Source organism: Bosea sp. RAC05 (assembly GCF_001713455.1).
Lineage (GTDB): Bacteria > Pseudomonadota > Alphaproteobacteria > Rhizobiales > Beijerinckiaceae > Allobosea.
This window is the reverse complement of sequence record NZ_CP016464.1, coordinates 2,262,970-2,288,816: the sequence shown is the minus strand read 5'-3', so window position 1 is coordinate 2,288,816 and position 25,847 is coordinate 2,262,970. Positions and strand designations below refer to the sequence as shown.

Here is a 25,847-nt window from a genome sequence, read left to right as displayed (position 1 = left end):
CCCTCGGGCTTCCACCGCTTCATTGGTGAGAGGCCCCAGGAGACCCTATTCACCGAACCGGCTTGTTCCCGGTCTTTCGCCCGCGTCCCTGACCATTCAGAGGCGAAGACGAAAAACAGCGACCGGGAACGTCCCGACGCAGGACAACCATACGAAAGCCCTCCCGCCGATCAACCGCGATCACGCCGCCGCGAGGCCCGAGGGGGTGCTTTGGAACCCGGTGTTGCAGGCAGGCCACGCTTTGAACGCCGAAATTTACCACCCGTTAACCGCACCCCGCCGGTAGCGCCGGTTTGGAGCCGTTCCAAAGCAGAATCACGGGTGTCGTGCCGGGCGAGCGCGCTGCGACAGGCCGCAGAGCGATTCCCCTCGGCGCCTCAGTATTCCCACTCGGCGCCGACGCCGACGGCCGCGCCGCCCTCGGCATTGGTCTCCGCCTGCAGCTTGAGACGGCGCGTCACGTCGATGTTGACGGAGACGCCAGTGTCCTCCGGCCGCGCCCCGGCCTTAACGCCGACGGACACATTGTCGCTGATGTAGCGCGAGACGCCGATCGTCGGCCCGCCCGCGCCGACGCCGATGTCGAGATTGTCGACACCGAGCGACTTGCGCAGCCGCTCGAAGGAATCATCCCCGCCCCCGCCGGCGAACTGGGCCGCCGTCTGCGCCAGCTGCAGCGCCTGGAAGGGCGACAGCGAACCCGAGGCACGCGCGAAGAGCAGGCGCGAGAGCACCTCGTCCTGCGGCAGGTCCGGATCGGAGGTGAAGGCAAAGGCGGGCTGGTCGGCCGGGCCGGTGACGACGACGCGGGCTGTGACGTCGCCCGCGCGTGTTTCGGCGACGAAATCGAGTTCCGGCAGGGTGCCGCCCGCGAAGGTCAGACGACCACGGCTGAAGTCGAGCCGCTGGCTCAGCACGGAGAGACGCCCGCGGCGCAGTTCGAAGCCGCCATCGAGCTGCGGCGCCGCCAGCGTGCCGCCGACGCGCAGCTGGCCGCCGAGTTCCGCATCGATGCCACGGCCCCGAACGAAGACCCGGTTGGGGGCCGCGACCGTCAGCGCCAGCGCCGCATCGAAGGCGGGCACCGGCCTGGCGCCGCGGGCGGCCGGCCGGGCGGCGCGCTTCTGCGCGGCGAGACGGGCCGCGGCGGTGCCAGTCGGGCGGACATGCTTGATTCCGTCGACAGGGCGCAGCGTCGCGGGCAGCCGGTCGGGCACGGCGACGTCGAGCGAGAGGACATCGACGCGCCCGCCGATTCGCGGCCGCTGCGCCAGCGGCCCGGCGAGTTCGAGATTGAGATTGGCGACTGCGGTGACGATGTCGCTGGAGACCAGCTGCGCGCGGTTGCCCTGGACCCGGATCTGGCCGGGAAACCCGGCCGCGGGATCGAGCGCGATGCGGCCGCTGGCGGAGAGCGTGCCGCCATTGGGCGTGCTGGCGCTGGCGCGCTCGATGGTGAGATTTTCGCCCTGCGCGGCGATGCGGGCCTCGACCGCCGTCAGGCGGATGCCCTGGATCACATCAGTGAAGCTGCCGCCGGTGAGGGTGGCGGTGCCCGACAGGCGCGGGGCCGAGGGGCTGCCGGCCGCGCGCAGATCGAGCGCGACGGCGCCGGTGACCCGCTGGCCCTGCGCGCCGATCAGCGGATTGGCGAGCGCGGCATCGACCCGCCCGCGCGCCGCGAGGTCGAGCCCGCCGGACGCGTTCAGCGGGGCCGTGCCGCGCAGGGTGAGGCTGGCGCCGCGGCCGGCGTCGACCTGTGCATCGACGCTCGTGACATCGCCGTTCAGCGCGCCGGACGCCGCGATCTCGACGGACGGCAGGCCGGCCCGGCGCGTCTCCGGCGTCACCAGGCGCGCCACCTTGACGCTCCACGGCCCGGTCGGCGCCGCGGCTGTGCCGCCGATCTTCGCCTGCGCCTCGAGCGTGCCGGAAAGGTCGAGCCCCGGCGCGAGGATGCGGACGGCAGAGAGCGGAATCTTGCCGGCGGCGAGATCGAGATCGAGGCGCTCGCCGACGCGCCCGCTCAGGGTCAGGCGGCCGCCATCGATCGCCAGGGCGAGATTGGCGATCTCGACGCCCCCGGCCGGGAAGCGCAGGCTGGCGGGATTGGCGAGCGCGATGCGCTTTCCGTCGCGGCGCGCCTCGAAGCTCGCCAGTTCGAGGCTGAGCGGTTCGCCGGGCACGAGCCGGCCGGCGCCGTTCAAGGCAAAGCCGCGCGCGGCGGCGCTCAGGGTGAAGGCGCTCGCATCGGGGGCGCCCTTCGACTCGAAGCGGATGGCGCTGATCGCCTCGCCGGCCACGACGGCGCGGTCGATGGCGAGCGAAGCATCGAGCTGCGGGCGCCCATAGACGTCACGCGCGGCGGCGGTCGCGTCCAGGCGGTCGATCGCGACCGAGGGGCCGGCGAGCCTGGCGCCCTTCGCGGTGAGGTCGAGATTCTGGCGCCCCTCGACGACGGCGAGGCGGATGTCGGCGTCGAACTGGCCGCCGAGCTTGGTCAGGGCCAGCGCCGAGAGATCGTCGAGATTGCGCGCAGCCAGCGTCAGGCGGCCCTCGGCGCGGCTGGCGGGATCGAGCGTCAGCGCGCCGTTCAGGCGCACCGAGCCGATGGCGAGATCTAGCGCCGACAGGTTCCAGCCGTCGCCGGGCAGGCGCATGAGCGCGAGCGTGCCGGTGGCGGGCTTGGAATCAATCTCGCCGGCGAGTGTCAGGCGGGTGTCGAGCGCGCCCTGGAGATCCTTGATCACCGCGTCGATGGCCAGCCGCGGGATCGGGCGGGCGAGCGCTGTCGCGTTGGCGACCGCGATGCGGGCGGTGGCGTCGAGCCGGTCGCGCGGGCCGGTGATCTGCGCGGTCACGTCGCCGCGGCCCGAGAGACGCGGATCGGCGCGCTTGAGGTCGGGCATCGACAGCGCGAGCTTCAGATCGGAGGCCTGCCGGGCGATGCCGCCCTCGGCGGTGATGGCGGCGTGCTCTCCGGCCAGCTTCAGGCCGGACACCGTGAGGTCGCCCGCTAGCGACCGGACCCGGCCGTCGAGCGTCAGCTTACCGGCCAGCAGCCGGTCGAGCCGGGCATCGCCGGTGGCGAGGCGGTCCCCTCGCCCGCTCAGCGTCGCACCATAGTCGTTGCGGCGGGGCGTGGCGTCGATCTCGGCGCCGAATTCGGCGCGGCCGGCGAGCGGGCGACCAGCCAGGCCGCTCAGGCGCGCGAGATCGGGCAGCACGGCCTGGAGGCGGCCGAGGATGCGGGCGTTGCCGGCCTTGCCGCGATAGTCGAGCTCGACGCCCGACATCGCCAGCCGCAGCGTTTCGAAATCGGCCGTGCCATCGTCCTGGGCGACGCCGCGCAGGGTGAAGGTGACACGCTCGCCGACGGCACGCGCCAGCGCGCGATCGGCCAGGGTGATGCCGGCGGCCTGGCCGTCGGCGGTGAGGCTGATGCGCGTGCCGGCTTCGCCGATCGTGCCCGTCGGCGTGGCGTTGAAGGTGAGGCCGAGGCTGGCGAAGCCGCCAGCCGGCAGCCTGGCCTGCTGCGCGTCGAGCGTGGCGACGATGGTCGGCCCGGCGACGGGGCCCTTGATCGTGGCATCAAAAGCGAGCTTGCCGATCTCGGTGCCCGCGGCGACGGTCTTGCCCTCCGCATTGGGGCGGGCGGCGGCGGTGACGCGCAGGTCGAGCTGCCTATCGGCGGTGTAGCGGCCGAGCACGTCGAGCCGCGCCAGCGCCGAGACCAGCGCCATATTGCGAATGTCGATGCCGCCGGCATCGGCGAAGCCGACCGAGCCGTCGAGGCGGGTCGAGCCGGCGAAGACCGGCGCGACGGGGGCCGGCATCAGCCCCTCGATGCGGGCATCCAGCGCGAGATCGAGCTTGCGCTCGGCCCCGCTGCGATCGAGCCGGGCATCGCCGCGCGCGCCGATGGTCGGGCCCGCATTGAAGATCAGCGTCGAGCCGAAGGAATCGAGCGGGCCGTCGCCGCCGAGATCGAGCGTGACCGGCGGTTCGCCCGGCAGGCCGGCGACCTTCGAGATCAGCCCGCCGGCGGGCTCGTCGAGCTTCACGGCGAGCTGGAGCCGCGTCGTGTCGGGCACGAAGGCGATACTGACGTCGAACTGGCCGCCGGCATCGAGGCGGCGTGCCGCGAGCTTGAGGTCGAGCCCTTCGCTCGGCGGCCCCAGCGTCGCCGAGCCGGTGGCGCCGAGCCGCGCGGCGACGCCGATCACCGGCTCGCCGAGCGCGAGTTCATTGAGCTGGAAGGCGCGGACGATCACCTTGAGCGGCAGTTCCGGCAGGATCGGCTGGTCGCTCGGGGGCGCGGCACCGGCCGGCTGCGGCGCCTGGCGGCGCAGCAGCTCGAGCTTGCCGATCTCCAGCCGGTCGATGTCGAGGCGGCGCAGCAGCAGCGCGCTGCGCGTCCAGATCAGGCGCACGCGGTCGAGCCGCAGCCAGGGGCCGTCCCGGTCCGAGAGGACGATGTCGCGGATCTCGACATCCGAGGAGAGCGCGCCGTTGACCGCGCCGATCGAGACCTGGCTGGTATCGCTGGAGAGCGCTTTGGAGATCAGATCGGCGACGACGCCGCGATCGGTCTGGGCGTTCTGGGCGAAGCCGCCGAAGGGCGCGAAGGCGAGCACGCCCGCGAGAAGCAGCAGGGCCGGCAGGACCAGCCGAAGCGTCAGGGGCCGCAGCGATGTGAGCAAGGTCCGCATCAGAAGGCCTGCCCGATGCTGACATAGAGCGAGACGGGCTTGTCGCCCTTGCGCGGGTTGAGCGGCGCGGCGACGTCGACGCGGATCGGCCCGATCGCGGTGTAGTAGCGCAGGCCGAGACCCGCAGCCATCTGCAGGCGCTGCTTGAAGTCGGGCACACTGCCCTCAAACGCGGTGCCGGCATCGAAGAAGGGCACCACGCCGATCGTGTCGGTGATCTTGATGCGCGCCTCGAGCGAGGCCTCGAACAGGCTGCGCCCGCCGGTCAGACGGTTGAGCGGGCCGAGCGGCGAGAGCGTGCGATACGCATAGCCGCGCACCGAGCCACCGCCGCCGGCATAGAAGCGCCGCGTGGCGGGGATCTCGTCGAGATCGGCGCCCGCGATCGATCCGAGCCCGACGCGGCCGGCGAGCACGTAGCGGGCGTCCTCGTCGAGCGCGTAATAGGTGGAGAAGCTGGCCTTGCTCTGGATGATCCCGACGGTCGAGCCGAGGAAGGTCGGATAAGGAGCGACCGAGGCGGTGGCGCGGATGCCGCGGGTTGCGTCGAGCAGGCTGTCGGTCGAATCGTATTTCACCGAGAGCGGGATACCGACCAGGGTGTAGTCAACCTGGCCGAGCACGTCGCTGGTCTGGCCGCGCTCGACCTCGAGGCCGGCCTGGACCGAGAAGGTGTCGCTGAAGCGGCGCTGGATCGCGGTGGTGACGTTGCCATAGCGGGCGGTGTAGCCGCCGAAGCGGTTGGTCCCGACGCGCTGGCGGGTCGCGACGCCGTCGAGCAGCCAGTCATAGCGGCTGCCGCCGAGCGCGGGCTTGAGGAAGCTGACGGCAAAGCGGCCACCGAGGTCGGAGCGCTCGAAATCCTCAAATGTGGTGATCTTGGTGCCGTCGATGCGGGGCGCCAGGAACAGGTCGCCCTCCAGCCGCAGGCGCTCGGCCCCGCCGAAGAGGTTGCGGTGTTCCCAATAGGTCTTCACCGCCGGGCCGTCGATCGTGGAGTAACGCGCCGAGAAGCCGAGCAGGCGCTTGGGCCGCTCGGTGACCTCGACGAAGATCGGCAGATTGCCGGCGGCGTCCAGCCGCTCGGCCTCGCGGATGCGCACGGAGGCGACGGCGGGCACCGTGGCGATGGATTTGCGGGTGTCGGTCAGCGCCTTCGGCGAATAGGGATCGCCCGGCTCGAGATAGATGAAGGATCGGATGACGGCGGGCGGGATATCCCCTGTCTCTGCGACCGAGACCGTGCCGAAGCCGGCGACGGGGCCAGGCTCCACCACATAGGTGACGTCCATGACGCGCGCGGCGTGGTCGACGACCGGGCGCAGCTCGACGACCCTGGCGAGCGGGCGCGACTGGGCGCGCAGATGATCGACCAGCGCCGCCCGCGCCGAACGCAGCGAGGCGGAGGTCGCGGGGTCACCCGGCTTGAGCCGGCTGACCTTGAGCGGATCGGCGATGGCGGGTGCGCCGGACGCGCCACGCTCGGCGACATCGACCTGGCGCAGCGCGAAGACGGGGCCTGGCCGGATCGTGGCGGTGATCGGCACGGGCTCGCGGTTGCGGTGCGATTCGAGGGCGCGGACCAGCCTGGCATCGGGCTCGGCGCCGACCCGCAGCGCCACGCCGTCGACCACGAGCGCGACCTCGGCATTGAAATAGCCCTGCGACCAGAGCGCATCGACCAGCGGGTTGAGGTCCGCCGCCATGCGGCGCGCCAGCGTCTCGCCATCGGGCGGGGCGTCCGCGCGGAGCCTGTAGAGCAGCGAGGCATCCTGCAGCGTGCGCGTCAGCGCCTTCGCGTCATCGGCGCCGCCGAGATCGAAGTCGAGCCTGTACGGCAGCGTCGCAGCCGTCACCGCCGGCGGCTCGTCCTTCTTGGTGAAGAGGCCGAACAGATCCAGCGACGACAGATCGAAGGCCTGCACCGGCGCCGGCCGCAGGGCGGCCATCAGGGCGAGCGCACAGGTTCCTGTCAGCGCGACCGCGCTGCCTGTTCTCCGCCACGACCGCATCCGACCTCCAAGCAACCCCCCACACACGCAACCGCAACACCCTACCGATGTTCCGCGCCCGACCATACCGAAAGAAGGCGAGCGCGGGCAAATCCGGCGGATGTGATCGTCCTGGCTACCGAAGCGTCAGCGAAACGCCCCCCAGCGGGGCGAGCTTGGTGACGATCTCGCCCTTGCCCGGCGAGAGCACGCCGCCGCAGAGGCTGCCCGTCGTGACGATCTGGCCGGCGCGCAGGCCGCCCATCAGTTCGTCCTTGCGGTTGGCCCAGGCGAGGAACGGCGCCATCGGATCGCCGTTGGAATGCACCGCCGGCCGGTCGTAGAGCGTCACACCGTTGAGCGAGATGAAGCAGTCCAGGCCCGAGAGATCGTCGAGCACCGTCATGTCGAGTTCCTGGCCGAGATAGTAGCCACCATGGCCGAGCGCGTCGGCGAGCCAGAGCGCGAAGGGCACGCCCTGCCAGTTGGCGAGACGGCTCTCGACGATCTCGATGCCGAGATAGGCCTTGTCGCAATGGCCGAGCAGTTCGGCGCGCGAATAGGGCTGGCCCGGGCGCATCGGCACGTCGCGGGCGAGGCGCAGGGCGATCTCGATCTCGACGCGCAGTTCGGCCCCGATCGCACCGTCATAGACGTCGCCGGGCGCGAGCCAGGGGCCGGGCATCAGGCCGGCGACCGGCATGCCGTCCTCGGCGATGGCCACCTTCCAGCCCGCCTTCACATGGCCGAGCGTCCTGGCGATGTCGGCCTGGATCGCCAGCCCGTCGAGGAAGGAGCCCGGCACCGGCTGCTCGGCCATCTCGATCAGGCTCTTGTCGCGGCGGCTTGCGACCAGCGCATCGCGCAGGGTCTCATTCGTGGTCGGCATGGCGTCTCGTCCCTGTCCTCATCGTCCCGGCCTGGCCGGTGTTCGGCGCGCACCCTGCACGACCCGCGCCCGCGAGGCCACCCCCGCCGCAGCGACGGCGAGGCCATGGTTCGGGCGCTCGGGGCTTTCGGGCTGCAGAGGCCGAGAGATCCGCCCCTCCCCTCCGGCGGCTTGACAGCCGGGCGTCGCTCGCCTCCGCTCGGCGTCAAAAGACGCTGAGGGGACGGAACGGCCATGCTCACCTTGCGACAGATCGAGGTGATCCGCGCCATCATGATCACCGGCACGATCAGCGGTGCGGCCAAGCTGCTCGCTGTCTCGGCGCCGGGCATCAGCCGGCTGATGAAGCACACCGAGCGAACCCTGCGGCTGAAGCTGTTCGAGCGCCGGCACGGGCGCTATGTGCCGACGCCGGAGGCCAACGACATCTTCGAGCAGATCAACGGCGTCTACAAAAAGGTCGACGACCTCCACTATACCTTGGCGCGGATCGAGCGTGGCGGCGGCGTCGAATTGCGGATCGGCTCGGTGCCGAGCATCTGCCATGTGATGGTGCCGCGCGCGATCGAGAAGCTGAAGCGCAAGCACCCCGATCTTCGGCTCGACATCAACATCCTCAAGATCGAGGAGGCGCTCGACTACCTCCTCCTCGGGCGCGGCGAGATCGCGGCGATGAGCTACAAGCTCGACCATCCCGGCATCGATTTCGTGCCGCTGAGCCGGGGCGAGTTGCTCTGCATCGTGCCCGAGGGTCATGAGCTCGCCGGGCGGCCGGTCATCTCGGCGACCGAGATCGTGCGCCACCCGCTGATCGGCATCGACCCCAACGACCCCTACGGACGGATCATGGCCGAGATCTTCAGCCGCCAGGGCCTCGCCTACGACATCGTCATCAAGGCGCGCTTCGGCACGACCGTCTGCTCGCTCGTCCGGGCCGGGCTCGGCATTGCGGTGATCGACCAGTTCACCGTGGCGCATGGCTCGATGCAGGGCATCGCCACGATCCCGATCGCCGAGCCGACGCAGTTCCAGACCTATGTCGCGATCAAGAACGACAAGGCGCCGTCCGTCTATGCCGAGACCTTCGTGACCCTGCTGCGGCAGGAGATGGACGCGGTGGTGAGACCGCGTGCCCCAGAGGCCCGCAGCCGGCTGGCAGGATAACATCAGGTTAGGTAATGCGATCAAATTGGTTATCGCGTTATCGCGAGCGATCGGCTTATCTGGCAGCGGCAACGCCTGCGATCATGATGGGCGAGCCACAGGGACGAGACCATGCCGGACATTGCCATCGCCAACCGGACGAAGCGCGTGCTGCTGGGCCTGATCGGCACGCCGATCGCCCATTCCGCCGCGCCGGCGATGCATGAGGCCGCCGCGCGCGCGGCCGGTTTCGAGCTGCATTACCATCTGATCGAGGTGGCGGGCGCCGGCCGCGCCGATCTGGTCGCGATCCTCGATGGCGTGCGCCGCATGGGCTTCTCGGGCATCAACGTGACCTACCCCTACAAGGAGGCGGTGGTTCCGCTGCTCGACGCGCTCTCTCCCGAAGCGCGGGCGATGGGGGCCGTCAACACGGTGGTGGCGCGCGACGGCATGCTGACCGGCCACAACACCGATGCGACCGGCTTCGCCACCGCCTATCGCGCGCTTGATCGCGCCGATGGCGACGCGCCCGTCGCGATCATCGGCACGGGCGGCGTCGGCAAGGCGATCGGCTTTGCGCTGGCCGGCTGCGGCGTCAGCCATCTGCGGCTCTATGACAGCGACCGCGCCAAGGCGCAGGCGCTGGCGGACCAGATCGGCGCGCGCGCCCGGGTCGAGATCTGCGCCAGCGTCGAGGCGGCGGTGTCGGGCGCGGCGGGCCTCGTCAACGGCACGCCGGTCGGCATGCTGCCCAACCGCGACAGCCCGGTGCCCGCCGATCTCATCCGAAAGTCGCAGTGGGTGGCCGACGCCGTCTATCATCCCCTCTGGACACCGTTGCTCAAAGCCGCGCAGAAGGCGGGCGCCACGGTGATGACGGGGCGTGAGCTCAGCATCAACCAGGCCGTCGACGCCTTTGCGCTGTTCACGGGGGTGCAGCCCCCGGATGGAGCGATCGCCGACGCCTTCGACCGATCGCTCGCCGCGCAGGAGGCCCAACACCGCGCAGCGTGAGATCACGCCACTTCAAAGACGGCCCGCGGGCCACCCGCGAAGACCAAGAAAAAACGAACCAAAGCTGGAGGAGACAACCAATGAAGACCCCATGGATCATCGCCGCGGCCGTGACAGTCGGGCTCGCCACGCCCGCGCTCGCGCAGGAGAAGGTGAAGCTCGTCAACGTGGTCGAGCTGTCGGGCGCGGGCGCCACCGCCGGCACCAACTGGAAGAACGGCATCGACCTCGCGGTCGCCGACATCAACGCCAAGGGCGGGATTCTCGGCCGACAGATCGAGATCGTCCATTACGACACGCAGACCAACCCGGGTAACACCCGCGCCGCCGTGCAGCGCGCCATCGACGAAGGCACCTATGCGGTGCTCGGCCCGGTCTTCTCCGGCCCGATCGGCGCCTCCATGCAGATCGCGCAGCGCGCCGAGATCGCGCAGATCGTCGGCGGCGAGGCGGCCGGCCTGACCAAGCAGGGCAACCAGTACATCTTCCGGACCTCGCTCAGCCAGGCGGCCGCGATGCCGAAGATCGCCAAATATCTGAAGGACACGGTCAAGGCCGGCTCGGTTGCGGTCGTCTGGGTCAACAACGACTTCGGCAAGGGCGGGCGCGACGCGATCATCCCCGAACTCGAAAAGGTCGGCATCAAGGTCGCCGCCGACGTCTCGACCGAACAGGGCCAGGCCGACTTCGCCGCCGACGCGATCAAGATCAAGAACGCCAATGCCGACGCCGTCTTCGTCTATCTGAACGAGGAGGAGAGCGCCCGCTTCCTGCGCGCCGCCAAGCAGCAGGGCATCACCAAGCCGATGGTCGGCGAGACGACGCTGCTCGGCGCCAAGGTGATCGAGCTCGCGGGCGACGCCGCCAACGGTGTGCGCGGCCATGTCGGCCTGTCGATCGACGCGCCGATCCCGGCCTTCCAGGAATTCGGCAAGAAGTTCCAGGCGAAGTACAACTACGCCTCGGATCATAACGGCATGAAGGGCTACATGGCCGTCTACATGATCAAGTGGGCGACCGAGAAGCAGAAGAAGTTCGACAAGAAGGGCGTCGCCGACACGCTGCGCGGCGCGACGATCAAGCCCTCCGAGGAGCCGGGCATCCTGATCGAGACCACGATCGAGACCAATGGCGACCTCGACCGCGAGAGCTTCCTCGCCGAGGTCCAGAACGGCAAGCAGGTGATCACGGCGACGCTGCCGAAGATCAAGCCGTAAGCCGCGTGAATCGCGACCGAGACCCCTCCCCCTCGTGGGGAGGGGAAGGGGTGGGGGGCGGAAAGTCAAAGCCCTCCGGAGATTGACGAGGCAGGGCGCCGATACCAGCCAGCCTTCCGCATCGAACGCTCACCCCGTCGTTCGCCCCCCACCCCAACCCCTCCCCACCAGGGGGAGGGGCTCGGGTCGAGCTGAACCGCGCCCAGTAAGACAAGGCACCCCCATGGCCGAATTCACCGCCTATCTCATCGCCGGCATCGCCACGGGCGCGATCTATGCACTGGCTGCGATCGGCTTCACGCTGGTCTGGCAGACCTCGCAGACGATCAACTTCGCCCAGGGCGAGTTCGTGATGCTGCCGGCCGTGCTGGTGCTGCTCGCGATCAAGCTCTTCGGCGCGCCGGTCTGGCTCGGCGCGCTGATCGGCATCGCCGCCTTCATTCTGATCTTCGGCGTCGGCTTCAAACTCACCGTGGTCGACCCGATGATCCGCCACGGCGTGCTGCCGCTGGCGATTGCCACCATGGCGCTGTCGATCATCATGAAGGAAGGCGCCAAGGACGGGTTCTCGGCCGAGGCGCAGAACTTCCCCTCCTTCGTGCCGACCTCGACGATCGAGGTCTTCGGCGCCGCGATCTCCCTGCAGCATCTGGCGATCATCGCCTGCGCCTTCGCCGTCATCGGCCTGCTGCAATGGTTCGTCGGCGGCACGCGGCTCGGCCGGCAGATGCAGGCGACCGCGCAGAACCCCACCGTGGCGCGCATCCTCGGCATTCCCGTCGAGCGGATGGTGCTCCTGACCTTCGTGATCAACGCCGCGCTCGCCGTCGTCGCCTCGGTGCTGATCTCGCCGATCTACCTGGCGAAGTTCTCGAATGGCGAGGTCATCGGCCTGTTCGCCTTCATCGCCGCCATCGTCGGCGGGTTCAACCAGGTCCGCGGCGCGCTGGTGGGCGGTCTGATCGTCGGCGTCGTCGACTCGATGGCGGCGGCCTATGTCTCGAGCTCCTACCGGCTGGCCGTGCCGCTCGTCCTGCTCGTCGTGATCATCCTGCTCAAGCCGGAAGGCCTGATGGGCCGCAAAGAGGAGCGCCGCGTATGACCGTGCAAGCGACCCGCGACGCCGTGAACGCCTCCCCTCGCCTCGCAAGGCTGCCGCTCGGCGGCACCTTCGACGGCGCCTTCCTGACCCTGCTCGCCGGCGCCGTGATCCTCTGGTTCGCGCCGGTCGGCATGGGCCGCTACGGCACCTATGTGCTCTCGCTCTGGCTGGTGATGAGCATCGCCGTGATGGGGCTGAACCTGACGCTGGGCTATGCCGGGCTGAAGTCGCTGGCGCAGGCCGCCTTCATGGGGCTGGGCGCCTACACCACCGCGATCCTGACCACGAAATACGGCGTCTCCTGGTATGCCGCCTTCGGTCTGTCGGGCCTGCTGACCTTCGCGGTCGGCATCGTGCTCGGCTTCCCGGCGCTGCGGGTGAAGGCGCATTACCTCGCCTTCGTGACGCTCGCCTTCTCGACGCTGGTCTGGCTGATCCTGCGCAACGAGCAATGGCTGACCGGCGGCGTCTTCGGCATCTCCAACATCAACCGGCCTGACTTCTTCGGCATCAAGCTGTTCGGTGCGCTGGAATTCCACCGCTTCGTCGTGGTGGTGACCTTCATCCTGGCGGTGGCTTTGTGGTGGCTGATCCGCAGTCCCTGGGGCCGCGCCTTCACCGCGCTGCGCGAGAATCCGATCCGCGCCGCGAGCCTGGGCATCGACACCCGCGCCTATACGCTGCTCGCCTTCGCGATCGGCTCCGCCTATGCGGGTTTCGCGGGGGCGCTCTATGCGCCGCTGGTCGAGTTCATCGACCCCTCGCCGTTCTCGCTGTCGCAGAGCTTCTTCCTGCTGCTGATGGTGGTGGCGGGCGGTTCGGGCTACCTGCTCGGGCCCTTCGTGGGGGCGCTGCTCGGCGTCGTGCTGCCGGAATGGCTGCGCTTCGCCGGCTCGCTCTACCTGATCATCTTCGCGGCCATCGTGATGCTGCTGCTGATCGCCTGCCCGCAGGGGGTGAGCGGGCTGATGGAGCGGGCCTGGGCGAAACTCACCGGCAAGCGGGGACAGGCCCGATGAACACGGTTCTGGAAGTCGACAACCTCCACAAGGCGTTCGGCGGCATCAAGGCGGTCAACGGGGTGTCCTTCTCGGTGAAGGAGGGCGAGATCCTCGGCATCATCGGCCCCAATGGCTGCGGCAAGTCGACCCTGTTCAACTGCATCCTCGGCCAGCTCGAGCCGACGGAAGGGCGCGTGAAGCTGGACGGCCGCGAGGTCACCAACATGCGCCCCTCCGAGCTGAACCGGCTCGGCGTCAGCCGCACCTTCCAGCTGCTGCAGGTCTTCCCCGAATTGTCGGTGCGCGAGAACCTGATCCTGGCCGGCCAGGAGCACGAGGGCACGATGCTGTCGCGCCTGTTCGGGGCGCGCGATGCCGGGCTCACCGAGAAGGCCGAGCAGATGATCGGCTTCTTCAAGCTCGGCCATCTCGCGGACGCCAAGGCGGGCGGGCTCTCCTATGGCCAGCAGAAGCTGCTCGACGCGGCGATGGCCTTCATGGCGGGCCCGCGCCTCGTGCTGCTCGACGAGCCGGCCGGTGGCGTCAACCTCACCATGCTGGGCGACCTCAAGGAGCGGCTGCGGGCGATCAATGCCGAGCAGGGCGCGACCTTCGTCGTCATCGAGCACAACATGGATTTCGTGATGAGCCTGTGCTCGCGCGTGATCGTGCTGGCGGAGGGACGGGTGCTGGCGGAAGGCACGCCGGCCGAGGTCCGCGCCAACCCCGCCGTGATCGACGCCTATCTGGGGCATTAGCGATGACGGGCGCGACGCGAGCCCCCTTCCCCCTTGTGAGGAAGGGTTGGGGATGGGGGTGGCGCCGCCCGGTGAGCGGCGGGCGGACTAACCGCGGCGGCGGAGCCTCGTCTATCAACCACGCACCAAGCCTCCCGACCCCCGCCCCTCTCCCCTCCCCACAAGGGGGAGGGGAAGCGCCTATGCGATCCTCGTGGAGCAAGATGCCATGACCACCCCCATCCTCGAACTCGACGGCGTGGTCGGCGGCTATGGCGCCATGACCATCCTGAACGGCACGACGTTCAAGGTGCGCCGCGCCGCCATCACCACGGTGATCGGCCCCAACGGCGCCGGCAAATCGACCGTGTTCAAGGCGATCTTCGGCCTGCTCAAGCTGCGCGAGGGCGCGATCCGGCTGGAGGGCACCGACATCACCAACTGGAGCCAGCGCAAGCTGCTGGAAGCCGGCATCTGCTATGTGCCGCAGGGGCGCAACATCTTCCCCGAGCTGTCGGTGCGCCACAATCTCGAACTCGGTTCGGTCGCAGCGGGCGCCCACATCACCGACATGCCCCGGCGGATCGAGGCGGCGCTCGACCGTTTCCCGGCGCTGCGGGCCAAGGCCGACGTCCAGGCCTCGACACTCTCGGGCGGGCAGCAGAAGCAGCTCGAGATCGTCCGCGGGCTACTGCTCGATCCCAAGCTCGTGCTGATCGACGAGCCCTCGATCGGGCTCTCGCCGATGCTGGTCCAGGAGACCTTCGCGATCCTGATGGAGCTGCGGGCCAAGGGCGTCACCATCCTGATGATCGAGCAGAACGCCCGCTCGGCGCTGGAGATCTCGGATGAGGGCCTCGTGCTCGAACTCGGCCAGACCCGGATGCAGGGCCCGGCCGCGGAAATCCTGGCCGATCCGCGGGTGGCACAGCTCTTCCTGGGCGGCGCCCTGACGGACGCGGCGTGATGGCAAACCTGAAGATCGCACTCGTCGGCGCCGGGCTGATCGGGCGTGCGCATCTGGAGCGGCTGGACACCTCGGCGGATTGCGACTGCGCCGCGATCTGCGACCCGACCGAGGCGGCCAAGGCGCTGGCAGCCGAGCGCGGCACACCCTGGTTCGCCTCGATCACGGACATGCTGGCGGCGATGACGCCGGACGGGGCAATCATCGCGACGCCCAATGCGCTGCATGTTCCCGGCGCGATCGAATGCCTCGAGGCCGGTGTCCCGGTGCTGATCGAGAAGCCGCTGGCGGAGAGCGTCGCGGCGGCGCAGCGGCTGGTCGCGGTTCAGAAGCGGACCGGCGTGCCGGTTCTCGGCGGCCATCACCGCCGCCACAACCCGATCGTCAAGGCGGCGCGCAAGCTGGTGCGCGAGGGCGGGATCGGCCGGCTGGTCGCCGTGACCTCGCTGTTCCTGATCCGCAAGCCGGACGACTATTTCGACGTCGCCTGGCGACGCGAGCCCGGCGGCGGGCCGGTGCTGATCAACCTGATCCACGACATCGACAATCTCCGCTTCATCTGCGGCGAGATCGAGAGCGTGCAGGCGATGACCTCGAACGCGACGCGGGGCTTTGCGGTGGAGGACACCGCCGCCCTCGTCTTCCGTTTCGAAAACGGGGCGCTGGGCACGGCCACCGTCTCCGACGTGACGCCGACGCCCTGGAGCTGGGAGCTCTCGTCGGGCGAGAACAAGGTCTATCCGCAGCGCGACGGGCTCTGCTACCTGATCGCCGGCAGTGAGGGCTCGCTCTCGGTGCCGACGCTCGACCGCTGGCATTATGAGGGCCGCCAGGGCTGGTGGGAGCCGCTGCTGCGCGAGACGCTGGCGCTGACGCCACTGGAGCCGCTGGCCGAGCAGATCCGGCATTTCTGCGCGGTGATCCGGGGCGAGGAGCAGCCGATCACCGATGCGGCGGATGCGGCCCGGACGCTGGCGGTGATCGAGGCGGTGGCGCAGGCCGCGCGGCGGGGCGAGCCCGTCACCATCGACCCGACGGAGGGCTGACAGCCATGACGGACCCCGCGCCGAACCCGACCTCGATCGCCACCGTCTCGCTGAGCGGCGACCTCGCGGAAAAACTGCAGGCGATCGCAGCGGCCGGGTTCGACGCGGTCGAGGTGTTCGAGAACGATTTCCTCACCTTCGACGGCGGGCCGCGCGAGGTCGGCCGCATGGTCGCCGATCTCGGCATGAAGATCTGCGCCTTCCAGCCCTTCCGCGATTTCGAGGGCATGCCGGAGCCGCTGCGCGCGCGTGGCTTTGCCCGGGCGGAGCGCAAATTCGCGATCATGAACGAGCTCGGCACCGATCTGATGCTGATCTGCTCGAACGTTTCGCCGCAGGCGCTGGGCGGGATCGACCGGGCGGCGGCGGATTTCCACGAACTCGGCGAGCTCGCCGCGCGCTTCGGCGTGCGCGTCGGCTACGAGGCGCTGGCCTGGGGCCGGCACGTCAACGATTACCGCGACGCCTGGGAGATCGTGCGCCGGGCGGACCATGAGCGGATCGGGCTGATCCTCGATTCCTTCCACACGCTGGCGCGCCAGTCGCCGCTCGGACCGATCGCGTCGATCCCGGGCGACCGCATCTTCCTGGTCCAGCTGGCGGATGCGCCGAAGCTCGACATGGACGTCCTGAGCTGGAGCCGGCATTTCCGCTGTTTTCCGGGCCAGGGCGATCTCGCGGTGGCCGAGTTCATGCGGGCGGTGTCGCAGACCGGCTATGCCGGGCCGCTCTCGCACGAGATCTTCAACGACCAGTTCCGCGCCGGCTCGGCGCGGCGCCTCGCGACCGACGGCATGCGCTCGCTGATCGCGCTCGCCGACCAGGCGCAGCCGCATCTGCCGGCGCGCGCGAAAGTGCTCGATGTCGAGTTCATCGAGTTCGCGCTCGACGAGGACACCGGGGCGGACCTCGCGCAGTTGCTGGCGGCGCTGGGCTTCCGCCACTCCGGCCAGCACATCAGCAAGGCGGTCGCGCGCTGGAGTCAGGGCGGCATCAACCTGCTGCTCAACACCGAGACGGACGGCTTCGCGCAATCGCATGCGATCATGCACGGGCCGGGTGCCTGCGCGATTGCGTTACGCGTCGACGATGTCGAGCAGGCGATGACCCGGGCGCTGGGGCTGAAGATCCAGAGCTTCGAGCAGGCAGTGGGCCCAGGAGAGCTGCACATCCCCGCGATCCGCGGCGTCGGCGGGTCGCTGATCTATTTCACCCAGCCCAGCGGCGAACTCGGCCAGATCTGGGAGCGGGATTTCGAGGCGGTGCCGCCCGCGGCCGGCACGCCCTCCCCCGACCGGCTGGCGCGGGTCGACCACATCTCGCAGTCTATGGACTATGAAGAGATGCTGTCCTGGCTCTTGTTCTACTCCTCGCTCTTCGCGCTGGAGCGGATTCCGCAGCTCGCCATCGCCGATCCGGCGGGGCTGGTGGAGAGCCGGCCGCTGGTTTCGCCCGAGGGCGGCGTGCGCTTCGTGCTGAACGGCTCGCAGGCGACGCGGACGCTCTCCTCGCGCTTCGTCTCGGAGCATTTCGGCTCGGGCGTGCAGCACATCGCCTTCAGCGCGCCCGACATCTTCGCCGCGGTCCAGGCGATGCGCGAGGCGGGCCTCTCCTTCCTCGCCATCCCCGAGAATTACTATGACGACCTCGAGGCGCGGCACGGGCTCGATCCCGCCTTCATCGACGCGCTGCGCGACCACCACATCCTGTACGACCGCGACGGCGAGGCCGAGTTCCTGCAGGTCTACACCCATGTCTTCGCACAGCGCTTCTTCTTCGAGATCGTCGAGCGGCGCGGCGGCTATGCCGGCTTCGGGGCGGTCAACGCGCCGGTGCGGCTGGCTGCGCAGGCGCGCGAGGCGCGGCCCGTGACGATGCCGCGTTCGCTGCGGGAGGTCTGAGGCGCGCCCCGGCGGCTGGCCCTGCAGCGCCGCCGATTGACCCGCAGGCGAATGCTTGTGTATTATGATACACATTATCGAGGTCGTGGAGACGACTGAATTCTCTGGGTGGCTGGGGAATCTTCGCGATGTCTCGGCCCGTGCCCGTATTCTCGTCCGGATCTGAAGGGCGCAGCTCGGCAATCTGGGGGACGTCAAATTCTTCGACGGCATCGGCGAGATGCGGATCGATCATGGACCGGGCTATAGGCTCCATCTCGTCCAGCGAGGCCCGAAGCTGGTGATCCTGTTGAGCGGCGGTGACAAGCGCCGCCAGTCTGCGGACATCGCGCGGGCCAAGCAGTTGGTGAAGGAAATGCTCGATGCCGAACGCAATGCGTGAATTCGACGTCCAGAACTATCTCACGACCCCTGAGGAGCAGGCCGCCTATATCGAGGCTGCACTCGAAGAGGGCGATCCGTCCTTCATCGCCGCCGCGCTGGGGGACATCGCCCGTGCGCGCGGCGTCACGGCTTTCGCGGCCGAGAGCGGGCTGAGCCGCGAGGCGATCTACAAGGCCTTTCGCCCGGGAGGAAACCCGACGCTCGAAACCCTGGCCAAGGCGACGAAGGCGCTTGGGCTCAGGCTGTCGGTGGTTGCGGCCTGAGGCTGCACGCAGTCGGTCCAACCCGGCCGCTCATCGCCCTGCGACCGTCCTTCACCGCTTGCCCCTGCTTCACGCCGCCTGGGAGGTCTTCAGCACGACCGCTTCGAAGGCCCGCACCAGGGCCGCGTCGAGCTTCGTGCCCATCAGCACCAGCATACCATAGGCCTGGTCGGGCGCCATCGGCGGCTTGTAGCTGCGTCGCTCGATCAGCGCCGCATAGATGTCGCAGATCGTGATCATCCGCACGATGTCGCCGATTTCTGCGTCCTTCAGCCCGTCGGGATAGCCCGAGCCGTCGAGATATTCGTGGTGGGAGCGCACCGCCGCCAGCACCTCCGGCCGCAGGCCGCCCTGCTTCATCAGCATCTCGTAGCCGATCACCGGGTGGCCGCGCATCACCACCTGCTCGGCGGGATCGAGCGCGCCGGGCTTGTGCAGGATGGCGAGCGGGATGCGCGCCTTGCCGATGTCGTGGAGGACGGCGGCGCGCGTCACCAGCTTGCGGTCCTCCACCGAGAAGCCAAGCTGATGGCCGAAGCTCGCGGCCAGGCCGGCGACCAGCATGCAGTGCTGATATGTCAGGTCGTCATAGCTCCAGACCACCTGCAGCAGGTCGCCGATGTCGCTGGCGCCGGCGGCCTGCTCGATCGCCTCGACCGAAGCCTCGACCGCCCGCAGCGGGACCGGCGCGCCGTTTGCGACCGACCCCAGCATGTCGGCGAGCGAGGCCGCCGCGGTGGCCAGCTGGGCCCGGGTGAAGGCGACGGTGCCTCTCGCGGGATCACCGTCCTTCCCCTCGCCGAGGAGCTGCTCGATGGTCTTGACCAGCAGCGCGGCCGCGGCATCCGCCGGCAGCACCTCCGTCGCGCCGATGGCCCGCGCCTGGATGGCGGTGCGGACCGTCATCTCGCGCAGCAGGCAGAGATAGGGCGCGCCCTTGCTGCGATGGCGCGCCAGCGCCTGGCGCATCGCCTCGACGCTCTCGCGCCGGCCGAGATCGACGTCGCCAACGATGATCGAGTCCGGCTGATCGGCCTTCGGCGCCTCGCACCCCAGGATCAGGACCGCGCATGGCCTCAGGAGGCCGAGCCGGCGTGCCAGCTCGGGGTTCCCGTCCGAACGGTCGGTGATCAGAAGCATCCAGCAACAGTTCCGTAACGGCACATTCGCGTCAATCAGGCACGCGAAGCGTAAATTTGCCGTTGTTCCGGATGCCTAAACATTAGGCGGAGCGGGTTGTTTGTCCCTCCTCGACGAGGCGCCGGGCGATGACCTGCGCCTGGATTTCCGCCGCGCCCTCGAAGATGTTCAGGATGCGCGCGTCGCAGAGCACGCGGCTGATCGCGTATTCGAGCGCAAACCCGTTGCCGCCATGGATTTGCAGCGCGTTGTCGGCTGCCGCCCAGGCGACGCGGGCGCCGAGCAGCTTGGCCATGCCGGCCTCCAGGTCGCAGCGGCGCTCGGCATCCTTCTCGCGGGCGGCGAAATAGGTAAGCTGGCGGGCGATCAGGATTTCGGCGGCCATCATCGCCAGCTTGTCGGCGACGCGGGGGAAGGCGATCAGCTTCTTGCCGAACTGGACGCGCTCGCGGGCATAGCGCAAGCCGAGATCGAAGGCGGACTGGGCGACGCCGACCGCGCGCGCCGCCGTCTGGATGCGGGCGGCCTCGAAGGTCTGCATGAGCTGCTTGAAGCCCTGGCCCTCGACCCCGCCGAGCAGGTTCTCGCCCTTGACGGTGAAGCCGTCGAAGGCGAGCTCGTATTCCTTCATGCCGCGGTAGCCGAGCACCTCGATCTCGCCGCCGGTCAGGCCGGCGACCGGGAACGGATCGTCGTCGGTGCCGCGCGGCTTCTCGGCGATCAGCATGGAGAGGCCCTTGTAGCCGCTCTCCGTGGGGTCGGTGCGCACCAGCAGGGTCATGATATCGGCGCGGACGGGATGGGTGATCCAGGTCTTGTTGCCGGAAACCTTCCAGACGTCACCGTCCTTCACCGCCCGGGTGCGCAGGCTGGCGAGGTCGGAGCCGGTGTTGGGCTCGGTGAAGACGGCGGTGGGCAGCACCTCGCCCGAGGCCAGCTTCGGCAGCCAGTGTTCCTTCTGCGCGGCCGTGCCGCCGCAGAGGATCAGCTCGGCGGCGATCTCCGAGCGGGTGCCGAGCGAGCCGACGCCGATATAGGCGCGCGACAGCTCCTCCGAGACGACGCACATCGAGACCTTGGTCAGGCCCATGCCGCCGAATTCCTCGGGGATGGTCAGCCCGAAGACGCCGAGCTCGGCCATCTTCTCGACGACCGCCATCGGGATGTAGTCGTTCTTGAGGTGCCACTCATGGGCGTGGGGCGTCACCTCCGCGGCGCAGAAGCGACGCATCTCGGAGCGGATCGCCTCGAGCGTCTCATCGAGGCCGGGATCGCCGACGCCGGCGGCGCCGTCATCCTGGCTGAACAGGTCGACGAGGCGGGCGCGGTTCTCGGGCGTGTTGCCCTGCGCGATCAGGGCCTGGGCCACCGGCGTATTGGCGGCCGCGATCGCCTTCTCGGAGAGGCCGAGCGCAGCCAGGCGCACGATCTCGCCCTGGCTCATCGGAATGCCGCCGAAGATCTGCGCGGCATATTCGCCGGCGCCGATGCGGATGGCGTGATCCTCGATCGCGCCATAGCGGTTCTCGGACGCGAGGCGCTCGCCATAGGCCTTCAGCTCGCGCAGCGCCATGACATAGGTCGCCAGCCAGGCGAGGCCATGGGCGGCGTGCTGCTGCGCTTCGAGCCGGGCGGAGGAGATCTTCCCCTCCACGGTCACGCCCGCGCGCACCGCCGCGACGGCATTCTGCAGCAGGGTCTCGAAGCCCGGCAGCGCAGCGGCGATCAGCGCCGTGGCGCTCTCGGGGACCGGCTCGGCGACAGGAATGGCGGCGGCTTGTGCGCTCATGGTTGCTCTCCCTTGTGCGTCGCAGCATAGGGCGAGATTTCGAAAGCCGGAATGCCTCTTTCGGCGCAAGAATGCCGCATGGCCCAAGAACGCCGCATGGTGCGACCCTGCGCCTACGGCGCTATTTGCGGCTGGCCAGCGCGACCCCGATGATGGTGAGCGCCATGCCGGCGATCTGGAGCGGCGCCAGCGTCTCGCCGAAGAGTATCCAGGCCTCGACCGCCACCAGAGCCGGCACGAGATAGAGGAAGGTCGCGATGCGCGAGACCTCCCCGCGACGCAGGATCAGCAGGTAGAGCCCGATGGCCCCCAGCGACAGCGCCAGCACCGACCAGGCCAGGACGAGCGCCATGGTCAGGTTCCACTCGATCCGCATCGGCTCGAGCGCGAAGGCGAGCGGCAGCGTGAAGGCGACGGCCGCGGCATACTGGATCGTCGTGACGGTGCGCAGATCGCCGGAGACAATGCGGGCCTTCTGGAAGAAGGAGCCGAAGGTCACCGCGACCATGCCGACGAGGTTCACAGCGACGGGAATGAGGATGCCCCAGAGCGCAACCGGATCGACCCCGACCAGCTTGGGCTCCAGAACCAGCGCGATGCCGAGGAAGCCGCAGACGATGCCGGCCCAGCGGATGGCCGAGATGCGCTCGCCGACCAGCGCCGGCGCCAGCAGCGCAGTCAGGATCGGCTGCAGGCCCGCGATCAGGCCCGATATCCCGGCCGGCAGGCCATGGCGCACCGCCCACCAGACGCCGCAGAGATAGATCGCGTGCAGCAGCACGCCGGCGATGATGCAGTTCAGCCAGGCCCGTGGTGTCTGCGGCCAGGGCGCGCCGACGGCCCAGGACAGCGCACCCAGCAGGACCGCGGCGCTGGCAAAGCGCACGGAGAGGAAGGTCAGCGGGTCGGCGTATTGCGCCGAATAGCCCGCGACGATCCACCCCGACGACCAGAGGAAGGTGAAGACGAGCGGGACAATGCGCAGGAAGAGGGGCGAGGACAGCATGGGACGCCTTTGCGAGCGCGATGCTCTACAGCCCTTCCCCGCACCGCGACAGCGCGTCGGCGCCCGCCCGCCATGTCATGACTGCGGGCGGAGGCGCCGTCGCCTCAATCCCGATCGGGGGCGCCGAGCGGAAAGAGGTGGCGATAGGGCCTCGCCGCCTCGACGGCACGGGCGACCGAGGGGCGCGCCAGCAGCCGCGCCCGGTAGGCGCGCGTGTTCGGGAAGGCCGCGTCGATCTCGTGGACCCAGTCGGCGTAGAACAGCGAAGGCGCCGCCGCGCAGTCGGCCATGGAGAAATCGCCCTCGCAGGCCCAGGCCCGTCCGGCGAGCTGGCCGTCGAGCCACTGATAGGCGGTGTCGAGCAGGGCGCGCGCCTCGGCGACGCCGAGCGCATCCCGGTCCTCCGCCGGCCGGATCCGGTCGAAGACGATCCGCATCATCGGGCTCATGATGTAATTGTCGAAGAAGCGGTCCATCGCGCGCACGGGGAGCGCCTCCTTCGGCTGCCGCGGCAGCAGCGGGCGCGGGCCGGGGTGATGCAGTTCGAGATGCTCGATGATGATGCTGGATTCGACCACCGTCTCGGCCCCGTCGACCAGCACCGGGAAGCGCTTCAGCGGCCACAGCGCGGCGAATTCCGCACCGGTCTTCGTATCCTCGCTGCTGAGCAGGCGCAGCGTGAAGGGCGTCTCGTTCTCGTCGAGCGCGATCAGCACCTTCTGCGAGTAGGAGGAGAAGGGATGGGCATAGAGCTGGAGCGACATCGGCGCCTCGTCCGGTGAATTACTTTACCGAACGGTTATCTGTTTGCGCGCTGGCACGCAAGCGCCGCCGCAGCAGACAGATTTGGTGGACCATTTACGCAGTTGAGAGACGGCGATGTCGATCTCAGACCTCAGCGCAATCCGCCACCTTGGCCAACGGGAGTTGCGTGTGTAAAACATCCACAATCAGTCGGGCTTCAGGGCCGATGGATTCGCGCGACTTGATCAAGGAACTGGAGCGCGATGGATGGGTGCGTCACTCCGTGACCGGCAGCCATCACCATTTCAAACACCCCTCGAAGCCCGGCAAGGTCACGCTGCCGCCCCCCGTCAAGGACATGCATCCAAAAACGGTGAAATCCGTGAGACGGCAGGCGGGTCTGGCTTGAGCCTGAGCGGTGGCGAAACTCGCGATAGGAGGATTTGATGTCGGCCAGCTATTTTGCCCTGCTTCATTTGCCCGAGCCGGGATCGGCGACCTGGGGTGTGACCTTTCCCGATCTGCCCGGCTGCGTTTCGTCGGGAGCCACGGATGAGGAAGCCAGAAAGAAGGCGCGAGAAGCCCTTGCCGGCCATATCGCAGCGTTGCGCGCGGACGGGGACGACGTTCCCCACGCCCGGACCCTGAAAGAACTTCTCGGCGATCCTGACATCATCTCGGAGATCAAGGACATCTTCGTCGATGAGCATCTGCGGAGCGGAGCGGTTCTGGAGAACATTCCGCTCGACGATATCGCCCCGCCGAAGGAGCGCATCAACGTCATGCTGGACCGGAAGGTCCTGAGGGCCATCGACGAGGCGGCGCGCGCCCGCGGCGTGAGCCGGTCGGCCTTCATCGAGCAGACGGCGGGCAAGGCGGCGCTGAAGCGCTCCGCCTGAGCGCCGCTCCGCCCGAACCGCCCCTACCCCGCCAGCGCCTCGACCACGTCCTCATAGGTGCGCAGGCCCGTGCGCGGGGCGTAGACCAGCACGGACATGTTGCCCGGCGCGTGCTCGTTCTTCCACATCTTGTGATGGGCGAGCGGGATCTTGTCCCAGGGGAAGACCTCGGACATGCAGGGGTCGAGGCGCCGGTCGATGACGAACTGGTTGGCCGCGCTCGCCTGCTTGAGATGAGCGAAATGCGAGCCCTGCACGCGTTTCTGCCGCATCCAGACATAGCGGGCGTCGAAGGTGATGTTGAAGCCCGAGGTGCCCGCGCAGAACACCACCATGCCGCCGCGCTTGGCGACGAGGCAGGAGACCGGGAAGGTCGCCTCGCCGGGATGCTCGAAGACGATGTCGACGTCCTTCTTGCCGGTGATGTCCCAGATCGCCTTGCCGAACTTGCGGGCCTCCTTCACCCAGACATCGTATTCCGGGCTGTTGACGGTGGGCATCTGGCCCCAGCAGTTGAAATCCTTGCGGTTGATCACGCCCTTGGCGCCCAGCCCCAGCACATAGTCGCGCTTGGTCTCGTCCGAGATCACGCCGATGGCGTTGGCGCCCGAGGCCGCACAGAGCTGCACGCCGAAGACGCCGAGCCCGCCCGAGGCGCCCCAGACCAGGACGTTGTCGCCCGGCTTGATCGTGTGCGGGGCGTGGCCGAACAGCATGCGGTAGGCGGTGGCGAGCGTCAGCGTGTAGCAGGCCGCCTCCTCCCAGGAGAGGTGCTTGGGCTTGACCATGAGCTGGCGCGACTGCACCCGGCAGAACTGCGCGAAGGAGCCGTCCGGCGTCTCGTAGCCCCAGATGCGCTGGGAAGAGGAGAACATCGGGTCGCCGCCATTGCACTCCTCGTCGTCGCCATCGTCCTGGTTGCAATGGACGATGACCTCGTCGCCGACCTTCCAACGCTTCACCTTGGAGCCGACCGCCCAGACGATGCCCGAGGCGTCCGAGCCGGCGATATGCAGCGACTGCTTGTGGACGTCGAAGGGCGAGATCGGCTGGCCGAGACCGGCCCAGATGCCGTTGTAGTTGACGCCGCCGGCCATCACGAGCAGCAGCACCTCCTCCTCGCCGATCGCCCAGGTCGGCACCACCTCGACCTGGAAGCTCTCCTGCGGCGGCCCATGGCGCTCGCGGCGGATCGTCCAGGCATACATGTTCGCCGGCACATGGCCGAGCGGGGGCAGTTCGCCCAGTTCGTAGAGGTCCTTGAGCGGTTGCGCGGCGGCCTGCGTCTTCGACATGGTCGTCTCTCCCCTGCTTGGTCTGCCGATTGACGGTCGCCTTGGCGGCTGCGGCAGATTTGACCGAGATCATGCACCATATGTTGCGCCGCGCCATAGGCCGAACGAACTATGATGCAACGCAACAGGGCAGCCCGCGAGTGCTCGGCGCGCTCCCTCCGGCGGTCCGTGCGGCCGCGGGGCAGACGATGCGGCCGGCTGCGCCATCGGCAGCGTCCCCTTAACCACCGCTCGCTATGATGGCGCGGTTTCCGGAGACTGCACCATGCGCACGCTGATCCTGATGCTCGGCCTGCCCGACATGTCGACGCCGCAGCTGGTCGTGTTCCTGGCCATCGTCGGGGTCGGCGTTCTGCTGTTCGGCTGGATCTCCGACATGCTGCTGCGCGACGGCGCCTTCGGCATCATCCTCAATGGGCTGATCATCCTGGCCGGCGCCGTCGGCGGCACGCTGATCTGGCGCAAGCTCGACTATGCGACGACATGGCGGCATCTGGGCTACGCGATCGGCGCCAATCCGGCGGCGACCACGGCCTTCGTCGCATTGGGCGCCGGCCTCGCGACGCTGATCATCCTCACGGCGATCAGGCGCTGGATGTGAGCG

21 protein-coding genes and 1 pseudogene are annotated in these 25,847 nt (G+C 69.0%); 14 read left to right on the top strand and 8 right to left on the bottom strand.

The annotated features are described in order from the left end of the window. Window positions 1-377: 377 nt before the first annotated feature. The 3 genes from BSY19_RS14285 to BSY19_RS14275 all read right to left on the bottom strand — a co-directional run bounded on the left by BSY19_RS14285 (window position 378) and on the right by BSY19_RS14275 (window position 7,592). Entirely contained in the window at window positions 378-4,712 is a 4,335-nt protein-coding gene (locus BSY19_RS14285; RefSeq protein WP_069054743.1) for a translocation/assembly module TamB domain-containing protein, read from the bottom strand. Beyond that, entirely contained in the window at window positions 4,712-6,724 is a 2,013-nt protein-coding gene (locus BSY19_RS14280) for an autotransporter assembly complex protein TamA (RefSeq protein WP_069054742.1), read from the bottom strand. The genes BSY19_RS14285 and BSY19_RS14280 overlap by 1 nt, the downstream gene beginning before the upstream one ends. 115 nt (window positions 6,725-6,839) lie before the next feature. Beyond that, the gene (locus tag BSY19_RS14275) at window positions 6,840-7,592 is read right to left on the bottom strand and encodes a hypothetical protein (RefSeq protein WP_069054741.1); all 753 of its coding nucleotides are present in this window, start codon (window positions 7,590-7,592) and stop codon (window positions 6,840-6,842) included. Window positions 7,593-7,826: 234 nt separating this feature from the next. On the opposite strand from BSY19_RS14275, the gene BSY19_RS14270 reads away from it, so the two are divergent. From BSY19_RS14270 to BSY19_RS14220, 11 genes and pseudogenes are all read left to right on the top strand, one after another. Continuing rightward, the gene (locus BSY19_RS14270) at window positions 7,827-8,756 is read left to right on the top strand and encodes a LysR family transcriptional regulator (RefSeq protein WP_069054740.1); all 930 of its coding nucleotides are present in this window, start codon (window positions 7,827-7,829) and stop codon (window positions 8,754-8,756) included. Between the two features lie 111 nt (window positions 8,757-8,867). Beyond that, window positions 8,868-9,752 (top strand): shikimate dehydrogenase, encoded by an 885-nt coding sequence (locus BSY19_RS14265; protein ID WP_069054739.1) that lies wholly within the window; start codon window positions 8,868-8,870, stop codon window positions 9,750-9,752. Window positions 9,753-9,832: 80 nt separating this feature from the next. Continuing rightward, window positions 9,833-10,969 (top strand): ABC transporter substrate-binding protein, encoded by a 1,137-nt coding sequence (locus BSY19_RS14260; RefSeq protein WP_069054738.1) that lies wholly within the window; start codon window positions 9,833-9,835, stop codon window positions 10,967-10,969. A gap of 223 nt (window positions 10,970-11,192) precedes the next feature. Next, on the top strand, window positions 11,193-12,071 hold the full coding sequence (locus BSY19_RS14255; RefSeq protein WP_069054737.1) for a branched-chain amino acid ABC transporter permease: 879 nt from the start codon (window positions 11,193-11,195) through the stop codon (window positions 12,069-12,071). Continuing rightward, window positions 12,068-13,090, top strand: coding sequence for a branched-chain amino acid ABC transporter permease (locus BSY19_RS14250; RefSeq protein WP_083247613.1), 1,023 nt, complete (start codon window positions 12,068-12,070; stop codon window positions 13,088-13,090). The genes BSY19_RS14255 and BSY19_RS14250 overlap by 4 nt, the downstream gene beginning before the upstream one ends. Beyond that, complete coding sequence (locus BSY19_RS14245; protein ID WP_069054736.1) at window positions 13,087-13,830, top strand: ABC transporter ATP-binding protein; 744 nt, start codon at window positions 13,087-13,089, stop codon at window positions 13,828-13,830. The genes BSY19_RS14250 and BSY19_RS14245 overlap by 4 nt, the downstream gene beginning before the upstream one ends. A gap of 208 nt (window positions 13,831-14,038) precedes the next feature. Then, window positions 14,039-14,776: an ABC transporter ATP-binding protein gene (locus BSY19_RS14240; protein ID WP_069054735.1), complete on the top strand. Its 738-nt coding sequence runs from the start codon at window positions 14,039-14,041 to the stop codon at window positions 14,774-14,776. Next, a complete protein-coding gene (locus BSY19_RS14235) occupies window positions 14,776-15,822 on the top strand; it encodes a Gfo/Idh/MocA family protein (protein ID WP_069054734.1) in 1,047 nt (348 codons plus the stop codon). The genes BSY19_RS14240 and BSY19_RS14235 overlap by 1 nt, the downstream gene beginning before the upstream one ends. Window positions 15,823-15,827: 5 nt before the next feature. Then, window positions 15,828-17,723, top strand: a complete 1,896-nt coding sequence (locus BSY19_RS14230) for a bifunctional sugar phosphate isomerase/epimerase/4-hydroxyphenylpyruvate dioxygenase family protein (protein ID WP_069054733.1) — start codon at window positions 15,828-15,830, stop codon at window positions 17,721-17,723. Window positions 17,724-17,901: 178 nt separating this feature from the next. Beyond that, window positions 17,902-18,105, top strand: a pseudogene (locus tag BSY19_RS28365) (type II toxin-antitoxin system RelE/ParE family toxin); the annotation flags it as partial. Next, window positions 18,086-18,370: an addiction module antidote protein gene (locus BSY19_RS14220; protein ID WP_069054732.1), complete on the top strand. Its 285-nt coding sequence runs from the start codon at window positions 18,086-18,088 to the stop codon at window positions 18,368-18,370. The pseudogene BSY19_RS28365 and the gene BSY19_RS14220, both read left to right, overlap by 20 nt. A 69-nt stretch (window positions 18,371-18,439) precedes the next feature. On the opposite strand, the gene BSY19_RS14215 is transcribed toward BSY19_RS14220, so the two are convergent. The 4 genes from BSY19_RS14215 to BSY19_RS14200 all read right to left on the bottom strand — a co-directional run bounded on the left by BSY19_RS14215 (window position 18,440) and on the right by BSY19_RS14200 (window position 23,069). Then, window positions 18,440-19,510 carry an HD-GYP domain-containing protein gene (locus BSY19_RS14215; RefSeq protein ID WP_069054731.1) on the bottom strand — a complete coding sequence of 357 codons (1,071 nt, stop codon included), beginning with the start codon at window positions 19,508-19,510 and terminating at the stop codon, window positions 18,440-18,442. A gap of 82 nt (window positions 19,511-19,592) precedes the next feature. Further along, on the bottom strand, window positions 19,593-21,299 hold the full coding sequence (locus BSY19_RS14210; RefSeq protein ID WP_069054730.1) for an acyl-CoA dehydrogenase family protein: 1,707 nt from the start codon (window positions 21,297-21,299) through the stop codon (window positions 19,593-19,595). Window positions 21,300-21,420: 121 nt separating this feature from the next. Further along, window positions 21,421-22,305 (bottom strand): DMT family transporter, encoded by an 885-nt coding sequence (locus BSY19_RS14205; RefSeq protein WP_069054729.1) that lies wholly within the window; start codon window positions 22,303-22,305, stop codon window positions 21,421-21,423. Window positions 22,306-22,409: 104 nt separating this feature from the next. Continuing rightward, on the bottom strand, window positions 22,410-23,069 hold the full coding sequence (locus BSY19_RS14200; protein ID WP_069054728.1) for a glutathione S-transferase family protein: 660 nt from the start codon (window positions 23,067-23,069) through the stop codon (window positions 22,410-22,412). A gap of 221 nt (window positions 23,070-23,290) precedes the next feature. Between BSY19_RS14200 and BSY19_RS14195 the strand changes: the two genes are divergently transcribed. Both BSY19_RS14195 and BSY19_RS14190 read left to right on the top strand, forming a co-directional pair. Then, complete coding sequence (locus BSY19_RS14195; RefSeq protein WP_236840534.1) at window positions 23,291-23,458, top strand: type II toxin-antitoxin system HicA family toxin; 168 nt, start codon at window positions 23,291-23,293, stop codon at window positions 23,456-23,458. Window positions 23,459-23,495: 37 nt separating this feature from the next. Beyond that, window positions 23,496-23,948, top strand: coding sequence for a type II toxin-antitoxin system HicB family antitoxin (locus tag BSY19_RS14190; RefSeq protein ID WP_069054726.1), 453 nt, complete (start codon window positions 23,496-23,498; stop codon window positions 23,946-23,948). Window positions 23,949-23,971: 23 nt separating this feature from the next. On the opposite strand, the gene ccrA is transcribed toward BSY19_RS14190, so the two are convergent. Beyond that, window positions 23,972-25,243 carry a crotonyl-CoA carboxylase/reductase gene (gene ccrA / locus BSY19_RS14185; RefSeq protein WP_066720525.1) on the bottom strand — a complete coding sequence of 424 codons (1,272 nt, stop codon included), beginning with the start codon at window positions 25,241-25,243 and terminating at the stop codon, window positions 23,972-23,974. Window positions 25,244-25,508: 265 nt separating this feature from the next. On the opposite strand from ccrA, the gene BSY19_RS14180 reads away from it, so the two are divergent. Further along, window positions 25,509-25,844 (top strand): hypothetical protein, encoded by a 336-nt coding sequence (locus BSY19_RS14180; RefSeq protein ID WP_069054725.1) that lies wholly within the window; start codon window positions 25,509-25,511, stop codon window positions 25,842-25,844. The last annotated feature ends 3 nt before the right edge of the window (window positions 25,845-25,847 follow it).